Annotated in this window: 24 protein-coding genes and 1 pseudogene; 16 read left to right on the top strand and 9 right to left on the bottom strand. The window is 61.6% G+C overall.

All coding sequences use genetic code 11. The features are described 5' to 3' along the window. Position 1 precedes the first annotated feature (1 nt). The 3 genes from ACYVD0_RS09895 to ACYVD0_RS09885 are packed head-to-tail and all read right to left on the bottom strand — an operon-like array spanning position 2 to position 728. Positions 2–205: a hypothetical protein gene (locus tag ACYVD0_RS09895; RefSeq protein ID WP_460426671.1), complete on the bottom strand. Its 204-nt coding sequence runs from the start codon at positions 203–205 to the stop codon at positions 2–4. Beyond that, the gene (locus tag ACYVD0_RS09890) at positions 202–561 is read right to left on the bottom strand and encodes a hypothetical protein (protein ID WP_460426670.1); all 360 of its coding nucleotides are present in this window, start codon (positions 559–561) and stop codon (positions 202–204) included. Before ACYVD0_RS09890 ends, ACYVD0_RS09895 begins: the two co-directional genes overlap by 4 nt. Beyond that, complete coding sequence (locus ACYVD0_RS09885) at positions 558–728, bottom strand: hypothetical protein (protein ID WP_460426669.1); 171 nt, start codon at positions 726–728, stop codon at positions 558–560. The genes ACYVD0_RS09890 and ACYVD0_RS09885 overlap by 4 nt, the downstream gene beginning before the upstream one ends. Before the next feature lie 319 nt (positions 729–1,047). Between ACYVD0_RS09885 and ACYVD0_RS09880 the strand changes: the two genes are divergently transcribed. From ACYVD0_RS09880 to ACYVD0_RS09870, 3 genes are read left to right on the top strand one after another with little or no spacing between them, the layout of a single operon-like run. Further along, positions 1,048–1,338, top strand: coding sequence for a type II toxin-antitoxin system RelE/ParE family toxin (locus tag ACYVD0_RS09880; protein ID WP_460426668.1), 291 nt, complete (start codon positions 1,048–1,050; stop codon positions 1,336–1,338). Positions 1,339–1,347: 9 nt separating this feature from the next. Continuing rightward, positions 1,348–1,650 (top strand): helix-turn-helix domain-containing transcriptional regulator, encoded by a 303-nt coding sequence (locus tag ACYVD0_RS09875; RefSeq protein ID WP_460426667.1) that lies wholly within the window; start codon positions 1,348–1,350, stop codon positions 1,648–1,650. A gap of 10 nt (positions 1,651–1,660) precedes the next feature. Further along, on the top strand, positions 1,661–1,912 hold the full coding sequence (locus ACYVD0_RS09870; RefSeq protein ID WP_460426666.1) for a BrnA antitoxin family protein: 252 nt from the start codon (positions 1,661–1,663) through the stop codon (positions 1,910–1,912). Between the two features lie 130 nt (positions 1,913–2,042). Here the strand turns inward: ACYVD0_RS09870 and ACYVD0_RS09865 are convergent, their stop codons facing one another. The 5 genes and pseudogenes from ACYVD0_RS09865 to ACYVD0_RS09845 all read right to left on the bottom strand — a co-directional run bounded on the left by ACYVD0_RS09865 (position 2,043) and on the right by ACYVD0_RS09845 (position 5,566). After that, entirely contained in the window at positions 2,043–2,282 is a 240-nt protein-coding gene (locus tag ACYVD0_RS09865; RefSeq protein WP_460426665.1) for a hypothetical protein, read from the bottom strand. Next, positions 2,279–2,587 carry a helix-turn-helix domain-containing protein gene (locus ACYVD0_RS09860; RefSeq protein ID WP_460426664.1) on the bottom strand — a complete coding sequence of 103 codons (309 nt, stop codon included), beginning with the start codon at positions 2,585–2,587 and terminating at the stop codon, positions 2,279–2,281. Before ACYVD0_RS09860 ends, ACYVD0_RS09865 begins: the two co-directional genes overlap by 4 nt. Further along, entirely contained in the window at positions 2,588–2,839 is a 252-nt protein-coding gene (locus tag ACYVD0_RS09855) for a helix-turn-helix transcriptional regulator (RefSeq protein WP_460426663.1), read from the bottom strand. 102 nt (positions 2,840–2,941) lie between these two features. Continuing rightward, a complete protein-coding gene (locus tag ACYVD0_RS09850) occupies positions 2,942–4,054 on the bottom strand; it encodes a hypothetical protein (protein ID WP_460426662.1) in 1,113 nt (370 codons plus the stop codon). Between the two features lie 196 nt (positions 4,055–4,250). After that, positions 4,251–5,566, bottom strand: a pseudogene (locus tag ACYVD0_RS09845) (tyrosine-type recombinase/integrase). Positions 5,567–5,895: 329 nt separating this feature from the next. Here ACYVD0_RS09845 and ACYVD0_RS09840 point away from each other — a divergent pair. After that, entirely contained in the window at positions 5,896–7,107 is a 1,212-nt protein-coding gene (locus ACYVD0_RS09840) for a tyrosine-type recombinase/integrase (protein ID WP_460426661.1), read from the top strand. Here the strand turns inward: ACYVD0_RS09840 and ACYVD0_RS09835 are convergent. Further along, positions 7,104–7,664 carry a hypothetical protein gene (locus tag ACYVD0_RS09835; RefSeq protein ID WP_460426660.1) on the bottom strand — a complete coding sequence of 187 codons (561 nt, stop codon included), beginning with the start codon at positions 7,662–7,664 and terminating at the stop codon, positions 7,104–7,106. The two genes, ACYVD0_RS09840 and ACYVD0_RS09835, sit on opposite strands and share 4 nt — an antisense overlap. A gap of 144 nt (positions 7,665–7,808) precedes the next feature. Here ACYVD0_RS09835 and ACYVD0_RS09830 point away from each other — a divergent pair, with 144 nt between their 5' ends. The 12 genes from ACYVD0_RS09830 (at position 7,809) to ACYVD0_RS09775 (ending at position 15,587) form a co-directional block, all read left to right on the top strand. After that, on the top strand, positions 7,809–8,009 hold the full coding sequence (locus ACYVD0_RS09830; protein ID WP_460426659.1) for a helix-turn-helix domain-containing protein: 201 nt from the start codon (positions 7,809–7,811) through the stop codon (positions 8,007–8,009). Then, positions 8,006–8,188: a hypothetical protein gene (locus ACYVD0_RS09825; protein WP_460426658.1), complete on the top strand. Its 183-nt coding sequence runs from the start codon at positions 8,006–8,008 to the stop codon at positions 8,186–8,188. Before ACYVD0_RS09830 ends, ACYVD0_RS09825 begins: the two co-directional genes overlap by 4 nt. Then, positions 8,185–8,550 (top strand): hypothetical protein, encoded by a 366-nt coding sequence (locus tag ACYVD0_RS09820; protein ID WP_460426657.1) that lies wholly within the window; start codon positions 8,185–8,187, stop codon positions 8,548–8,550. The genes ACYVD0_RS09825 and ACYVD0_RS09820 overlap by 4 nt, the downstream gene beginning before the upstream one ends. 3 nt (positions 8,551–8,553) lie before the next feature. Beyond that, complete coding sequence (locus ACYVD0_RS09815; protein WP_460426656.1) at positions 8,554–8,826, top strand: hypothetical protein; 273 nt, start codon at positions 8,554–8,556, stop codon at positions 8,824–8,826. Beyond that, positions 8,823–10,448 carry an AAA family ATPase gene (locus ACYVD0_RS09810; RefSeq protein ID WP_460426655.1) on the top strand — a complete coding sequence of 542 codons (1,626 nt, stop codon included), beginning with the start codon at positions 8,823–8,825 and terminating at the stop codon, positions 10,446–10,448. Before ACYVD0_RS09815 ends, ACYVD0_RS09810 begins: the two co-directional genes overlap by 4 nt. Then, positions 10,448–10,744, top strand: coding sequence for a hypothetical protein (locus ACYVD0_RS09805; RefSeq protein ID WP_460426654.1), 297 nt, complete (start codon positions 10,448–10,450; stop codon positions 10,742–10,744). The genes ACYVD0_RS09810 and ACYVD0_RS09805 overlap by 1 nt, the downstream gene beginning before the upstream one ends. Then, the gene (locus ACYVD0_RS09800) at positions 10,741–11,010 is read left to right on the top strand and encodes a hypothetical protein (protein WP_460426653.1); all 270 of its coding nucleotides are present in this window, start codon (positions 10,741–10,743) and stop codon (positions 11,008–11,010) included. The genes ACYVD0_RS09805 and ACYVD0_RS09800 overlap by 4 nt, the downstream gene beginning before the upstream one ends. 85 nt (positions 11,011–11,095) lie before the next feature. Further along, positions 11,096–12,121 carry a phage major capsid protein gene (locus ACYVD0_RS09795; protein WP_460426652.1) on the top strand — a complete coding sequence of 342 codons (1,026 nt, stop codon included), beginning with the start codon at positions 11,096–11,098 and terminating at the stop codon, positions 12,119–12,121. After that, positions 12,121–12,360: a hypothetical protein gene (locus ACYVD0_RS09790; RefSeq protein WP_460426651.1), complete on the top strand. Its 240-nt coding sequence runs from the start codon at positions 12,121–12,123 to the stop codon at positions 12,358–12,360. The genes ACYVD0_RS09795 and ACYVD0_RS09790 overlap by 1 nt, the downstream gene beginning before the upstream one ends. Before the next feature lie 300 nt (positions 12,361–12,660). Then, a complete protein-coding gene (locus ACYVD0_RS09785) occupies positions 12,661–12,996 on the top strand; it encodes an HNH endonuclease (RefSeq protein WP_460426650.1) in 336 nt (111 codons plus the stop codon). A 136-nt stretch (positions 12,997–13,132) separates the two neighbouring features. Then, positions 13,133–15,358: a hypothetical protein gene (locus ACYVD0_RS09780; RefSeq protein WP_460426649.1), complete on the top strand. Its 2,226-nt coding sequence runs from the start codon at positions 13,133–13,135 to the stop codon at positions 15,356–15,358. Between the two features lies 1 nt (position 15,359). After that, entirely contained in the window at positions 15,360–15,587 is a 228-nt protein-coding gene (locus ACYVD0_RS09775; RefSeq protein WP_460426648.1) for a hypothetical protein, read from the top strand. The last annotated feature ends 483 nt before the right edge of the window (positions 15,588–16,070 follow it).

Genomic DNA, 16,070 nt, shown 5'->3' with positions numbered 1-16,070 from the left:
GTTATCCCTCGCGCTTGGTGCGGCGGCGTTTGCGCTCGATGGCGATACCGCTGCCGGTGTCGGCCAGCTTGGCGGACAGTTTGCCCAGCGACTCCAGCAGCCAGCCCAGGTCGGCTATGGCGTCAGGGTCTAGGCCGTGATCTTCGTTCAGCGCCGTGCCGGCCAGCAGGTTGCCGATGGCGGCGATGCCGAAGCCGATGTTCATGCCGTAGTTGTCGGCGGCTTGGCCGGCGGCTGCCAGCTTCTCCGGGGGCATGGCCACGATGGCTTCGTGGTTCGGAAGCAGGGCATTCCAGTCGGAGCGGAACATTTCGCCACCTCCTGCGCGTCCAGCTCGCGGCGAAGGTCGCTGGCTTGCGTGTCCAGGTAGTTGGCGCAGTCGCTGGCCAGGTGCTGCCCCAAGGTAGCCAGATCGGCCACGCGGCGGCCTTTGTTGTGCTCGGCATCAAGGCGGATGGCGACCATCAGGGCGGAAAGCCAGGTCGATTGTTCGCGGCCATAGCCGAGGGTTTCGACGGCTTCGTCTGCGATGGTGTCGGCGGTGCGGATGATGACGCTCATGCCAGCACCTCCGCTTCCAGGGCGCGGGCCTTGGCCATCTGGTCGTTGTAGCGCTTGAGGCGGACGGACAGGGAGGAGTCGGCGCGCAGGGCGGCCAGGGCCATGGCGCGGTGGGCAGCAGCGCGTGCTTTGGACGGATTGAGGGTAAGGGTGTGTCGCTGGGTCATGGGGTGGTTCTCCTTTTGCTGGGGAACCGCCAGAGTCGTTCTCACGCGACTGGTGGCGGACTGTACGCGGGGTGAGAAACCGGGGCAAAAGGAACCCGGCCAGGCCGAAACCTGCCCACGCACAGCCGCCATATAGCCGGATGCTGGGCACAAAAAAAGCGCCTGCATCGGTTGGGGCGCTGTTGCGCCTTTTGCTCAACGGGTTCTCACGCCCGGCCACGGGACTTACCGTGACGGGCGCAGAGTAGCGCCGGGGACTTGCCGGTGCAACCCCCGGTTTCAGATTGATGAATCGTGAACTGTGGTTTACAGTTTGCCTATGCCCATACTCATTCAAACCGACACCTACAGCAAATGGTTCTCTGCCTTGCGGGATGCGCGAGCGCGAGCCCGTATAAACGCCAGGCTGCGCCGGGTCGGACTTGGCGCGTTGGGTGACTGCAAACCGGTGGGCGAAGGCGTGTCGGAATTGCGGATCGACTACGGCCCAGGTTACCGGGTGTATTTCGTCCAGCGTGGCCATGAGCTGGTCATCCTGCTGGCAGGCGGCGACAAGTCCAGCCAGGACAAAGACATCAAGACAGCCATCAAGCTGGCGCGTGACCTGTAGGAGGACACCATGACGAAAACCACGCTGACCCAATGGGACGCCGTTGACCACCTGGCGACCGAAGAGGACATGGCCCTGTACTTGGAGGCCTGCCTCGAAGAGAACGACCCCGCGCTGCTGGCCGCTGCGCTGGGCGATATTGCCCGTGCCCGCGGCATGGCCCAGCTCGCCCGTGACACCGGCTTGACCCGCGAGGGGCTGTACAAAGCGCTGTCCGCAGACGGCAATCCCAGCCTGGCCACCATCATGAAGGTGATGGGAGCGCTGGGCATCAAGCTCCACGCCGAGCTTGTACCTGCCCGTCCGGCATAGGGCATCGGGCATGGATGACGAGCAGAGGTGGTACCACGCTGACCTGCTGGAGTCTGCCCGCCAGATGAAAGCCGCCAGGCTGCGGAGCCGCTCACGACCGCGGGGCCGGTATCCCCAAAGCCGGAAAATACCTATCCGGCTGACATTATCGACCGATGTTCTGGGCGCCTTCAGGGCGTCTGGCCCCGGCTGGCAGACGCGGATGGATGCCGCGCTGGCGGATTGGTTGAAAACGCACGCGCCAACGGATATACCGCTGTAGTCACCGGCACCAGCCGGCAGGAATCTGGCTCCCGTCCAGGTTGAGCCAGTAGCGCGGGGGCGGCGATCAGCCGTGGCCCCGCGTTTTTCATTGTTCAGGCGCTGGCTGGGGCATACGGTGGCAAGCGGCATCAATGCAAACCCTCCAGCGCTTCATGGCTCTGCAAGCGGGCTGCGTCGATAGCACGCATCAGCACGTCACGGCCCAGCCCCTTGGCTTGCAGGATCGTCGCCAGGCTCAGGAACGCGGCGAAGGTGACTACCTCTGTGGGGGTGTCGCTGGCGCCGGCGTAGTCGACGATCAGCGGCAGGAGCTGTTCCAGGATGAAATCCTCATGGTCCTCGACGCGGTGTCCGGTATAGGTCGTCATGCGGCGGCCTCCTGGCGTTCTTCTGGCAAGGTGCCGATGTAGTACAGCGCCACGCCTCGGTGGATGCGTCCGTGATCGTCGGTCAGGGTGGTGCGGTGGGTCTTGATCGCGTGCCCCAGCTCGCGCAGCTCCTTTACTCGGGCTGCCGGCATCATGATGTTCAGCTCGCGCCGGGCGGTGATCGTGTCCACCGGGCCGGCTTGCAGACGCGCCAACAGTCGGGCGCGCTGGGCGTCGGCGTTGGTATCATGGATGCGTGATTTCTTGGGGCTGGCCTGTTGGTCGGCCTTCTTTTTGTCCGTCATTCAGGCAATCTCCCGCGCTTCCAGCCGGGCGGACAGGTACGCCTCGATTTCCGATCGAACGAAGTAGATGCGACTCCGACGGTTGTCGCCGTCCTTCAAGGGCTTCGGGAAATTCGGGTCACGGGCGCGCAGCTTGTCCACGCCGGAGCGGGTGCGGCGCAGGCGGGCGGCTACTTCGGCCATGGTCCACAGCTCGGGAAGGGCTGGCGTCTGGGTGTTGTAGGGCGTTGCGGCGGGGTTGGTATGGGGCATGTCGTGTGCTCCTCGGTTGATCCGTGGAACGCACGTTACGGGGGCAACTGCCACCGGTCATTGCAACTGCAAAACCCATTTTTGCAATTGCAAAATTCCAGGTCAGTCTGGTGGCGTGGCGTTGTTGTCTTGCATGTCCATGGCCTTGGTTACGGCCTCTTTGCGTGCCTCCTTCGCCTCCTTTCGGGCCTCTGCAAATACGTCGTTCACCTGGCGCGCTCCAGCGCCGCGCCAGCCTCTCAGGGCGATAGCGGCGGCGGCGGCACCTTGATCGTATGGCGGCCTTCGGCGGTCTAGCAGCAGCTCCAGCAGTCCCGCCACAGTCAACAGCAGAACCTTGCTTGATGGCGTGCGCCGCTGTGCCGGCTTTTTGCCGAACAATGCCAATACCTCAGCAAGCTGGCGCCCCAACTCAGGAAATTTGCTCGGCAGAGCATCTAGAGCAGACTCGGCGGTTTCTGCTCGTTTCTCTGATTTCTCGATCTTTTCTTCGGCCAGCAGCTTAGCGCCGCACTCCTCGCGCATTCTCTCCTCAGCTGCAAGCTTGGCGCGGAGTTCTTCGTTTGCCGTTCGGCGCCATAACTCTGTTTCTTCTTGGAAATACTGTAGCTGTGCGGCAAGTGCGTCACGTTCAGCGCGTAATCCTACTGCTTCCTGTTCAGCATACTGGCGCGCTGCCTGCGCGGCCTCCAATTGCTCGAGTAGGTTTTTTGCACCTTCTTGGCGTTGCTGCTCCTGGCGTATCGCCAGGCACACAGGATCGCTTCCAGATAGCGGCTCCGGCTCAATGTAGGCCAGTGCTGCTCTGCCATTGGAACGTGTTGGTGGTGTTTCGATGGCTTGCGCCAGTCCAGTTGCGACAGCCGCTCGCTCGGTCGCCTCTGTAGCCAGCCTGTCGATCCAGTAGCGTGCCAGCAGCACGGTGCCAGCGCGGGCCCCTCCGTTCGTGGTGGCAATGGTTGCAGGCGCCTGCCCCATGCTCATGCCATCGAAGTAGTCGGCCACAGCCCACATGGTCACGCTGTTGAGGCCAGCAGTGGCATCAAGAACCCCAACGATTACGGCGCAGTCAGGCGGAACTGGCGTTCCTGGCTGGCTCATGGAGCGGATGGCGTCCGCTACCTCGGCAGCCAGCAAGCGAGGGTTCAGCGGTTGATTCTCAGACCACTCGTTGGCAATCCGGTCCAGTGCTATGCGGCCTGCTGGCAGTCCCATCCTCGCCTCCCCAGGCGCTCCCCATTGAATAGATCGACCAGCCGGGAGGATGGGGAACCCGCTTTTCGCCCCGTCGGGCTAGGCTGGCCGGAAACTCGATTCCTGTATGAATCAACAGTGATGGCGCATTATACCCATACTTTTCGTATGGGTTGCACCGTGTTGGGACAGGTTGGGAATCTGCCGTGCTACCGGATCAAACCTTGCGCTTGATCGTCACCACGTTGCCGGCATCCTCGCCCCGGTGGGCAAACTCGAAGGGGGGCACGAATTGCTCCCGGCAGGCGTCCAGATAGTCCGCCCACCACTGGCACATAAGCCGGCGTTCCTCCATGTGCTCGGCCTTGTGGATGTAGGCGGCCCGCACGCCATTGCGCTCTTGGTGGCTCATCTGCCGCTCTACCGCGTCACGGCTCCACAGCCCCGACTCCACCAGGGCGGAACAGGCCATTGCCCGGAAGCCGTGCCCGCATACGTCCTTCTGTGTGTCGTACCCCATGCGGCGCAGCGCCTTGTTTACCGTGTTTTCGGACATGGGCTTCCAATGGTGGTGGTCGCCGGCAAAGACCAGATCGAAGCGGCCCGTCAGCTGGCGCACCTCGGCCAGCAGCTCCAGCGCCTGACGACTCAGGGGACAAGGTGCGGCGTGGCCATCTTGGCCCCCCGGTGGGAGTAGCGAACGCCTTCGATGGGCTGGCGCTCGGCTGGGATCGTCCACAGGGCGCGCTCGAAGTCGATTTCCTCCCAGCGGGCAAAGCGCAGTTCGCTGGAGCGGATGAACACCAGGAGGGTTAGCTGTATGGCCAGGTGGGTGAGAGAGCGCCCGCCATCGGCATCGATGCGCCCCACCAACTCGGGCAGGTGCTCCAGGGGCAGCGCCGGGCGGTGCCGAACCTTTCCTGTTGCCGTGGCGCCCACCAGATCGCGGGCCGGGTTGCTGTCGATGTGCCCGTGCTGGACGGCGTAGCGCATGATGCCGTCCTCGTACTGGCGCAGCCTTGCCGCCAGCTCCAGGGAATCGCGCTTCTCGGCAACCTTGAGCGGCGCCAGCAGGTCGCGTGCTTTCAGATCGGCCACAGGCCGGGCGCCAAGGGCGGGAAACAGGTGCGTCTCCAGTCGGCGCATTACCGTCCTCGCGTGCCCCTCTGACCATTTCCGGGCGCAGGCCGCGTGCCACTCCAGCGCCAGCGCCTCGAAGGTGTTGGCGTTGGCGTTCGCCGCTTCGATCTTGGCGACCTTGGCGGCCTCGATGGGGTCATGCCCGTGGGCCAGCAGTTCCAAGACTTCGGCGCGACGGTCGCGGGCGGCTTTCAAGCCGAGCGCCGGATAGTTGCCGAAGGTGGCCAATCCTTCCCGGCCATCGGTGCGGGTGAACTTCATCCGCCACGTTTTTACGCCGGATGCCTTCATCAGCAGGAAAAGCCCCTGCCCATCGAACAGCTTGTAATCCTTGTCGCGGGGCCTGGCGGCCTCGCATTTGGGGTCGGTCAGCGGGGTGACAGTGCGTGCCATAGGGGTACGTTTCCAAATCGAACCGATGTACCCCTAAAACTTGGGGGTATCCAGGCGAAGGCGGGAGAACGCAGGCACAAAAAAACCGGCTCTAGGGCCGGTTTCTCTGGGTTTCCCGCCTTGCTCGGGAGAACTCGGGCGAAGGCGGGATAATGTTTGTGGTGCCGGTGAAAGGAATCGAACCCTCGACCTTCTCATTACGAAAGGGATAACAGCTCCTTTCGCATCAAGTACTTACCTTAAAAAACAAGGGCTTACAGTCCCATTGAATCCGGTTATTCATGTCGATATAGTCACTTTTGCACCCACCATGCACCCATGGGGACGACGTGAAAGAGAAGCTGACGGCGCGGCGCCTGAATGCCCTGGAAGTAACCGGCAAGGAATACGAGATCCATGATACCGCTGTGCCCGGCCTGTTCGTCCGGGTGACGGCTGCTGGCGCTAAGTCCTACGTCTGCACTTGGGCCCGAGGCAAAAAGAAGACATTGGGCCGCGTAGGCATCCTGACGCTCGACCAAGCCCGCGAAGAGGCAACGCAGTACCTCGCGGAGGCCAGGAAGCACGGCGAGCCGCTGGCGGTCTCTCAGGGCCGCAGAAGCGCCGCTTCCCCTACCCTGCGCCAGTTCCTCGAGGATACCTACCTCCCTTGGAGCAAGGCGCACCACAAGAGCCACGACAAGAATAAACACGCCCTCGAGCACAGCTTCGAGCCCCTACTCGACTACCGCCTGAATGAGATCGGCCAGCGGGATCTAGAGAGCCTGCGCGTCAACTGGCTGGCCAATGGACTCGCAGACTCAAGCGCGAACAGGAAAATGGCCTCGCTCCGCGGTGTCTTCAGTCGGGCTGTGGAATGGGGATTCCTTGATGCCCACCCCATGGTCAAGCTGAAACAGCTGAAGACCGACACGAAAAGCCGGGTGCGCTACCTCTCACTGGACGAAGAAAAGCGCTTGCGCGAAGCCTTGAACAGCCGGCAGGAGGAAGCCCGGATCGAGCGCGACAGCGCCAACCAGTGGCGAGCCGATCGCAAGAAAGAGCTATTGCCGGATCTTCGCGCCGTTGCATTCGTCGATCACCTCAAGCCACTGGTTCTGTTGTCGATTAATACCGGAATGCGCCAGGGAGAAGTTTTCAATCTAGCTTGGGCCGATGTCGACTTGAAGAACAAAGTTCTGACTATTGAGGGAGACGGGGCAAAGTCTGGACAGACCCGGCATATCCCCATCAACCGGGAAGCCTTGGAAGCTTTGAGCAGTTGGAAGAGCCAAAGCGGCGATTCCCGCTTAGTGTTCCCCGGAAAAAATGGCAGCAGGCTGGATAACGTGCGCAAGTCCTGGGATGGACTTTTGAAGATGGCGAAGATAACCAGCTTCAGGTGGCACGATCTGCGCCACACATTCGCGTCGAAGTTGGTTATGGCTGGTGTCCCGCTCAACACTGTGCGCGAGCTGCTTGGGCATACCGATATCAAAATGACCTTGCGCTATGCCCACTTAGCGCCGGACAGCAAGGCCGCGGCAGTGGAGCTTATCTAGAGCACATCATAGATTTCGTCCAGCTCTCCGCTTTTCCTCAGCATATCCATGTAATCAGGCAGGCTGAGCTTCAGCTCGTTCAGGCTGAGAAATCTGGCATAGTCGGTCAGCAGAGGCCAGAAAAGCGAGATAAGTTTCAAATTCAATTTAGGTATTTTCGGGCTATCCATAACGAAGCTTGAAGCCTCACGACCAAATACCCGATCCTCTCCCTTAAAGATCTGAAGGTTATTGAAAACAGACCCAGTTATCAGCCGGTCCCTCTCGCTCAAAGCATCAGGCGCCAAAAGGTGGAGCCGAATCTTGAACAACACCGCATCATCTATCCAAATAAAACGCATCAGTTCGGCAAGCCTAACCGTTCCACGCTCTGTCAGCCGTTCCTGCTTGATAAAAGCCGGCGGCATCACTTCTTGACGCTCAAAGGCCTGATCGATCAGGTCTTCCACTAGGTCAGGCAGGCTCCTGCTTTGAAGCGCTGCCAGTACATCTAGCGAACTCTTGAAAAACGGTGAAATCCGCACGGAAAGAACGGTCTTTTTTGATCTGTTCGCCATCTCGCCTACCTCCCATTTTTGTGCGCCATGGTAAGCGCCAATTTAGAAAGCTCAAAAACACGCTTTCTCGCATTGTTACTTACAACTAGGATGCTTACAACATCCGATTGAGTACGGGTGGATTTTAGCCACTGGGAGATAACCATGACCCAAGACGTATCCCGCGCTGTGCTTGCTGTCGGCCCAGAAGAAGCCGGCCGCATGACTGGCCATTCCCGCTCCGCTGTCTATGAGGCCATCGCTCGCGGTGACCTCGTTTCGTTCAAGTCCGGCAAGCGCCGCCTGATCCTCATCAAGGAACTGGAAAGCTGGCTGAATCGCTTGGCAAAGGAGAACGCTCGATGAACAAGCCCATCGCCCTTACCCTCAATCCGTCCAAAGCACGCGCCGCCGCGCATCGAGCAATGGCCCTGGCCGCCCTGCGCGCCGACTCCTCCCTGTCCGTCCGCCTCAAGCGCTACAACGAGCACATGGCCAAGGTCCGCGCTCTGGCTGCCCTGGAAGCCGTAGGGGGTGAAGCATGAAGCAAATCCGACTCGGTAGCGGCCAGTTGGTGACAGTCGCCCATGCGGGATTTGCTCAGGCTTACGTAGCCATCCATTTCCCTGACGGCCTCCGGCGAACGATGCCCGGCGTTATCAGCGGAGCGCTTGCTGGTGAGCTGCTCGGGATGCTCGCGCCCGAGTTCCCTGAGTGCAAACTGAGCATCTGCCGCATACTCCGCGAACTGCATGACTTTCCCGACGCTGAGCGCAAGTCCGACCGTGTGAAGGATTTAGTCATCCGCCTACGCGGAACGCATCGTCCTGGCCATGAGTTCCTTCGACTCATTGGCTACTTCGGATCAGACGCCAAGCCACTGCCACACGCCAAGCTGAGGGCTTAACCCATGAGCAATTTTCAACGCTGCCAGAAGGCGGCGACGGGATCGGCTTGCCCAGAGAAAGCCACCATCCTCCCGTTCAAGCGTGGCGGCAACGGCGGGGAGCCGCCCCACATCGACTCCGGGAGCTATACGCAACTGCTCGACACCCTGATCGGCCTTTTCGAGCTGTGCATCAAGGAGAGGGACCAAGGGCGGGATATCACCGAGCTGGAGCGTCTGACCCGGCAGCTGGAGCGCCTGGCCGAGCGGTTTACCCCGCCGAAGGGGTCCGCATGAACAGTCATTGCGATCCGCTGGAACTGCTGCTGTCTCGTCTGCAGGGCGTGAAGAAGCACGGCGAGCGCTATATCTCCCGCTGCCCGGCCCATAAGGACAAGTCGCCCTCCCTGAGCCTGTCGCGTGGCCAGGACAGCCGCGTCTTGGTCCATTGCCATGCCGGCTGCGAAACCCGCGACGTGCTGGCGGCGGTCGGCCTGGAACTGAAAGACCTTTTCCCGGGCGGTCTTAGCCCAGAGCAGCGCCAGCAGTACCGGCGCGAGAAGCTGGAGAAGGAGCGTCACTTCGAGCGCCTGATCATCGAGGCTGGGAACGGTACGGTAGCCAACGGCCAGGAGCTGTCCGGCGACGATATCGCCAGGATGGTGCTGGCGCAGGAGAGGATAGAGCAGATCGAGCGGCAACTCGCCGAGCCTCAAAAGTCGGAAAATCGGACTTTGCCGAAGTGGCGTGCTGTGCTAACGCCGGCCTCAACTATCAAGCCTATAGCTATCCGCTGGCTGTGGCCGGCCTGGATTGCTAAGGGAAAACTCACTGTACTGGCCGGCGCGGGAGGCGCCGGCAAGACCACCCTGGCCATCGGGCTTGCGGCAACCCTGACCAGCGGCGGGCGCTGGCCTGACGGCAGTATCTGCACCGAGTGCGGCAATGTCCTGATCTGGACCAGCGAGGACGATCCTGCCGATACGCTGGTGCCGCGGCTGATGGCAGCGGGAGCAGACTTGTCTCGCGTTCACATCATCGAGGGGCGGATAAACCATGAGGGCGAGCGGGAGCCCTTCGACCCGGCAACCGACTTCGATCTGCTGCGCGAAGCCGTGGAGGCCATCGGCGGAGTGTCGCTGTTGATCCTCGATCCGGTGGTCAACCTGGTGAAGGGCGACATGCACAAGGCGAACGATGTTCGCCGCTCCCTGCAAGTCGTGGTGGACTTCGCCGAGCAGCACGAATGCGCCGTCCTGGGCATCAGCCACTTCTCCAAGGGTAGCGGCGGCTCCTCTCCGGCGGATCGCGTGATCGGCAGCCAGGCTTTCGGCGCGCTGGCCAGGACCGTGCTGGTGGCTGCGAAGCAGGAGGACTCGGAAGTCCGTGTCCTGGCCCGCGCCAAGTCGAATATCTCCAACGACAACGGCGGATGCTCCTACAGCATCGAGGAGTGCACGGTCGGCGACGGCATCGAAACCACCCGGGTGCTGTGGGGCGACTTCATCGAGGGCAGCGCCAGGGAGATCCTGGCCGATGTCGAGCGATCCGGTGATGACGAGCAGCGCACCGAGCTCGATGAAGCATGTGATTTCCTGCGTGACGCACTCAAGGATGGCCCGGCGCCTACCAAGCAGCTCAAGGCAGACGCGAGCGGGGCCGGCTTGTCCTGGGCAACCGTTCGGCGCGCTCAAAAGATCGTTGGCGCCCGCGCCAAAAAAGGCGGAATGGATGGCGGATGGTCTTGGGAGCTTGTCGCCGAAGATGCTCAAGAGTCCCGAAGGTGCTCAAAGAATCTCGAAGATGCTCACGCTCTAGAGGATGAGCACCTTCGGGAAAACGTGAGCACCTTCGGAGAATCGATGAGCACCTTCGTGGCGCTTCCAGCCTTCGACGAAGCCGACGTGGAGGAAATCTGATGGGTGCTGCTATCGATTTTCTTCGCCTTCACGGACTGACCGCCAAGACCAACGGTCAGCGCATCGTTGTCTCCCCTGCCTCGAAACTGACCCCGGATGTTCGCCAGTACATCAAGAGCCACCGCCTGGAGCTGCTGGCCGAACTGGCGGCGAACGATGGCCAGGAGCGCCGCGCAGCCTGGGACGTGTTCATTCCTGGCTACGGCGTGCGCCGGATGATCGGCGAGCCATGCACCCGCGCCGAGGCGCTGGAGTATGCCTGCGGGATCTGGCCTGGTGCGGAGGTTCAGCCATGACCCTGTGCCCCTGCTGTGGCCAGCCTCTGCCGATCGATCCTGTCGAAGCCCAGGCCGATGCAATCCGGACATGGTGCCGGGACAACGGCGTGCCGATCCTCCTCGGTGACTGCGTTCGGCGCTCGGACGCCGCCACCTTCCTTGGCAGGTCCGAGAAGACCCTGTCGAACTGGGCGGCGGTGGACAGCCCGATTCCGGTGCGCCGACTGAATGGCCGGGCCTACTACGAGATTCGCGACCTGGCCGTGTTCGTCGCTTCCCGATAGTTCCCGAACCCTCCCGAACCTACCTCGCCCCTACGGTCCATGGAGTGGACCATGGCCCCCAGAGTCAACCCATCTGGAGAACCTGATGCCCCAAGTATCCATCGCCCCGAAAGGGCAGACCCTGGCCCGCGCCCTGATCCTTCGCGCCACCACCAAGAACATGACCTACGAAACCGCGCGCGATATCGCGACTACCCGTTGGGGTCAGTACCAAGGCGAGCAGATCGCCAAGTCCGCTGTAGCGCCGATCATGCAAAGCGATGTTGGCGATCAGGCGGCCGTCGAGTTCTTCAACCTAGTGATGGAGCGCACGCTGCTCGGCCGCCTTGCCGGTCTGCGCCGTATCCCCTTCAACCGCCGGATGCTCAAGATCACCGCCGGAACGAACGGCTACTGGGTGGCCGAGAGCAATCCGGTACCGCTGAGCAAGCCGGCCCTCGACGGCTCCAGCCTGCCGCCGCTGAAGGTGTGCGCGATGATCGTGGCCACTGATGAGGCACTGAAGACCGGGGGCGCCATCGCCGAGAATGGTTTTCAGCGCGACCTGGAGCGCGCCGTGGTGGATACCACCGATATCGCCCTGCTCGATGCCAGCAATGCCGGCGTTGCCGGTGAGCGTCCCGCTTCCCTCACCTACGGCGCCCCATCCTATGCGGCCACCAGTGACGCAGCCGCCGACATCGCCGTCCTGGTCGACCTGTTCGGCGGCGACCTGGGGGCCGCTTACTTCGTCACCGACGCTCGCGTTGCGACTGAGATGGCGCTAGCCCGCGACCCCTCCGGCGGCCTGCTGTTCCCCGATGCAAGCCCACGCGGTGGTTCCGTGCTGGGCATCCCCCTACTGATCAGCCGCGCCTCGCCGCGCGATTCCAGCGGCGGTCAACTGGCGCTGATCGACCCCACCGGCATTGCCTACGGCGCGGATGGCCTGACCTTCGAAAGCGCCGAGCACGCCACCCTGGCCATGAGCGACACGCCGGAGTCGGACCCGGTGCTGGTCAGCCTCTGGCAGCGTAACCTGGTCGGCTACAAGTCGATCATGTCCGCCAACTGGGAAGTCCAGCGCGCCGGCAGTGTTGCTGTCCTCACTGGCGTGAACTGGGGTGCGTGATGAGCGGCTCGCAGCATCACATTGCGGACGACTTCATGCCGATGGCCGAAAGGCTGTTTCGGCGAATTGACGAAGAGGCTGCCGAGTTCAGGAAGGAAGGGCTCAAGGATGCCTATACCACTGCGGCCGTCGGCATCATCTGCGCCCATTTGGCGAAATCCATTGGGCGCATCGAACGCCTGGAGGGCGACATCAAGCTGCTGACCGACCTTCTCGCCAGCGTGGAGGAAAAGCGATGACCCCTGCACTTGCTCAGCGCCTCGCAGAGATTCGGGCCGTGTGTGGAGAAGTCCGAGTCGTGAAAGAGGAGCCGGACCGGCTAGTTGTCCTTGTACTGGATGGGGATCCGGACCCCTTCCTCATGGTGGTCAAGCTCGACGCTCTCGATCAGCAGCACCACTAAAGCAGCAATTCAGCGGACAAGTCGTGAGTGTCCACAACAACCGCGACAGCCTGCGCGCGCAGCCCTCCTAGCGATTTCAAGCGCGATATCGCAAGCGCGGTGGCAGGCACCAATCAACAAAACAGGAGAATCGGAAGTGGCAAGACTCAATACTCTCAAGCCAAGGATTCAGCCGCTGAAGGATGACCGCTTCAAGCAGGTATCGGCAGACAGTTGGCGCTCCGGGTTGAACTCAACCCAGCGCGGCTACGGATACAAGTGGCAGCAGGCCCGAGCAGGGTATCTGGCCAAACATCCTCTCTGCGTCCATTGCCAGAAGGCCGGACGAGTAGAGGAAGCGACAGAAGTCGACCATGCCATCCCTCACCGTGGCGATATGACGTTGTTCTGGGACCAGTCGAACTGGCAGGGGCTCTGCAAGCCGTGCCACTCGGCTAAGACTGCGACCGAGGACAGCGGTTTCGGGAGCTGAGCGAGCCGGCCTGCAATAGCCAAGGCTGGGGGGTATCTGGAAATTATCATGCCAATGTTTTCTAGACCGCGCCCGACCTCACGTAGACATTAAATCCCCGTTAACCGGAGTCGTTAACAGTTAACAGGAGGCCGACATGGCCAGTAAATCGTTAGGCCAGCTTACGCTGGACGTCGTCGCTCAGGTGGGGAGCTTCACTGACCCTCTGGAAAAAGCCGAGCGCGCATCTGAGAAGTGGCGCAGGCAGGTTGCCTCGAGCATGGCCGCAGCAGGAACGGCAGTCGCTGCCGCGGCCGGCGTTGCTGCGGGGGGCATGGCCCTGTGGGTCAAGTCGAGCATCGATACCGCAGCGGAACTTGGAAAGCTTGCCCAGGCCGCAGGCGTATCCACCACCGAGTTCCAGAAGTTTGCCGCCGGGGCGAACAAGGTCGGCATTGCCGGTGATGAGCTGTCGCAGATCTTCGTCGACGTGAACGACAAGATGGGCGACTTCTTCACGACTGGCGGCGGAGAGCTCAAGGACTTCTTTGATGTTGTCCTGCCCAAGATCGGCCTTACCGCAGAAGCCTTCCGGGGCCTGGGTGGGCGCGAAGCCCTTGAGCTCTTTTACTCAAGCGCTGAGAAGGCCGGGGCAAATACCCAGGAACTGACCTTCCTCATGGAGGGCATGGCGTCTGGTTCGTCGAAGCTGATCCCCCTGCTCGCCAATAGCGGCGCCGGCATGAAGGCAGCGGCCGACGAAGCCGAGCGCTTCGGCCTGATCCTGAGCGACGAGACCATCCAAGCAGCCAAGCAATTCTCGGATGATCTGGGACTGCTGGGCCGGGTCGTTGATGGCGTGGGAACGCAGGTTGCTGCCGAGCTTCTTCCGCACCTCAAGGATCTTACCGAGACGCTGAAAGACCCTGCGACCGCCGAAGCGGCAAAGGCTATGGCCCAGGGAGTCATCGGCGCCCTGAACGGTATTGCCTCGACCGCCAAGGCGGTGGGCTGGGCGATAACCGAGATGCGCCGGGCCTTCGGCGATGCGGATGCCGCCTCGATCGATCACCTGGAGCAAGAAGGCAGTCGGCTCCAATCCATTCAGGCGAAGCTGATCGCCCAGGGCTACGGCGAAGGGACTGCCGTCTACGACAACATCACCCAGTCGCTCGAGAAGGTCTCGGCCCAACTCGACGAAGCCTACGAGCGCATGGAGCGGAACGCCAAGGCTGCTTCTGTTTTGCCCCCAGCGACGACTCCTCCGGCCAATGGAGGCAAGGGACTTGGCATCGATACCGGTGCGGCAGAGAAGGCTACCAAGGCCGCGCAAGAGGCGGCCAAGGCCGAACGCGAGCGCGAAGCCGCAGCGCGTGAAGCCCAGCGGGTTTGGGATGAGTCATACCGGAGCCAGCTCGCCCTGGCGGCAGAGGTGGCTGGAGTCGTCGAGTCGACATGGACGGATCAGCAGCGGGTCCTGGACGAGTATCAGAAGAAGGTGCAGACGCTGCGCGAGGGGGTTCTAGCTGGCGTCATTACCGAGGATGCGGCAAGCCAGGCCGTGGGCCTGCTCGACTCGCAACTCACCCAGCGACTGGATGAGCTGGGCGAGACCACCGGCACGTTCTGGGAGGAATGGCTGGTCGCGGCAGAAGAGAACCTGACCAGCTTCGACGAACTGTCCGCCAGTGTTATCGAGAACTTTGGCGCCGGCGTTGGCAGCGCCTTCGAGGGCATGCTGACCGGTACCAAGGATTTGGACGAGGCGCTGCTAAACCTCGCGCAGAACACCGTCCAATCGGTCATCAACGCGCTTGGCCAGATGGCTGCTCAGTGGGTTGCCCTTCAGGCTGTCCAGCTCGTGCTCGGCAAGAGCTCCCAGACATCGGCGATTACCGGAGCGGCGACGACCGGCACGGCCATGGCGAGCGCCTACGCGCCGGCCGCGGCGATGGCCTCGCTGGCGTCCTTCGGTGCGAACTCTGGCCCGGCCATTGCCGGCATGACCGCCGCCACCACCACGGCGCAGGGTCTGGCGTTCGCTGGCTTCTTCGACAACGGAGGATCGATCGGCTCTGGCCAGTGGGGCATTGTCGGCGAGCTGGGTCCGGAGATCGTCAAGGGTCCGGCGAATGTCACGAGCCGCATGGACACCGCGGCGATGCTAGACCGCGCCTCAAGGGACATGCAAGGCAGCGGGCTGAACGTGGAGATCCACAACTACGGCAACGACAAGGTAACGACCCAGCTCGGAGAGGACGGCCGGCTGCGAGTGATCATCAAGGCAGTCGAGGACAGTCTCGTCGGTGGCATCGCCTCCGGTGACTCCAGGCTAGGGACTGTCATTGAGCGTTCGTATGGAATGCAGAGACAAGGGCGCTGATATGGCCAGGAAGAAACCGACCTTCACCCAGATCGTGGAAGGAAAGCATTGGCGGCTGAACAACGATACCGGCGAGCGGATCGAGGTAGAGATAGTCCTGGGTAATGGGACGAGGATTATCAACGAAGTAGTGCCGGATGGCGTGCTGCATCTCATCCCGGCAGAAGGTGAAAAGATCGACGTGCACTACCGATGGTTCGATGATGGCCCAAGGTTAGAGCTGGTTTGAATGGGCTAAGTGAGTTCTCCGGCTTCAAACCGGAGTATTCCTGCCCGCAGCCCTGGCTGCAGCGCCTTTCACTTCCTCCGTTTGAAACGGAAGATGGCCAGGAACAATAAGCCCCGCCAGAGTGAGTCTGGCGGGGCTTTTCTTTGTCTGCTGTGCTGCTGGTTTGCACCCGCTATGCACCCATGAGACTTAAAGCACCTATCGAGAAAAACGCCAAGTGCTTGATTTTACTGGTGCCGGTGAAAGGAATCGAACCCTCGACCTTCTCATTACGAATGAGGTCAGGACTTCACCTAAGCCTTTGATTTTCATGAGAGAGCCAATGAAAAAGACAATAAAAATCAGTAGCTTGCTAGATTTTCGGTACGCCGAATTAGTGTCACTTACTAAGCCTATCGAAAGTATTGTCATATTGAGAGACAATACCTCCATGAAATGCAAACGAAACTCCGATGGTCGGGCAATCGACCACCACGCCCTCCA

Source organism: Azotobacter armeniacus, assembly GCF_054779355.1.
This window is presented reverse-complemented; position numbering and strand designations above follow the sequence as displayed.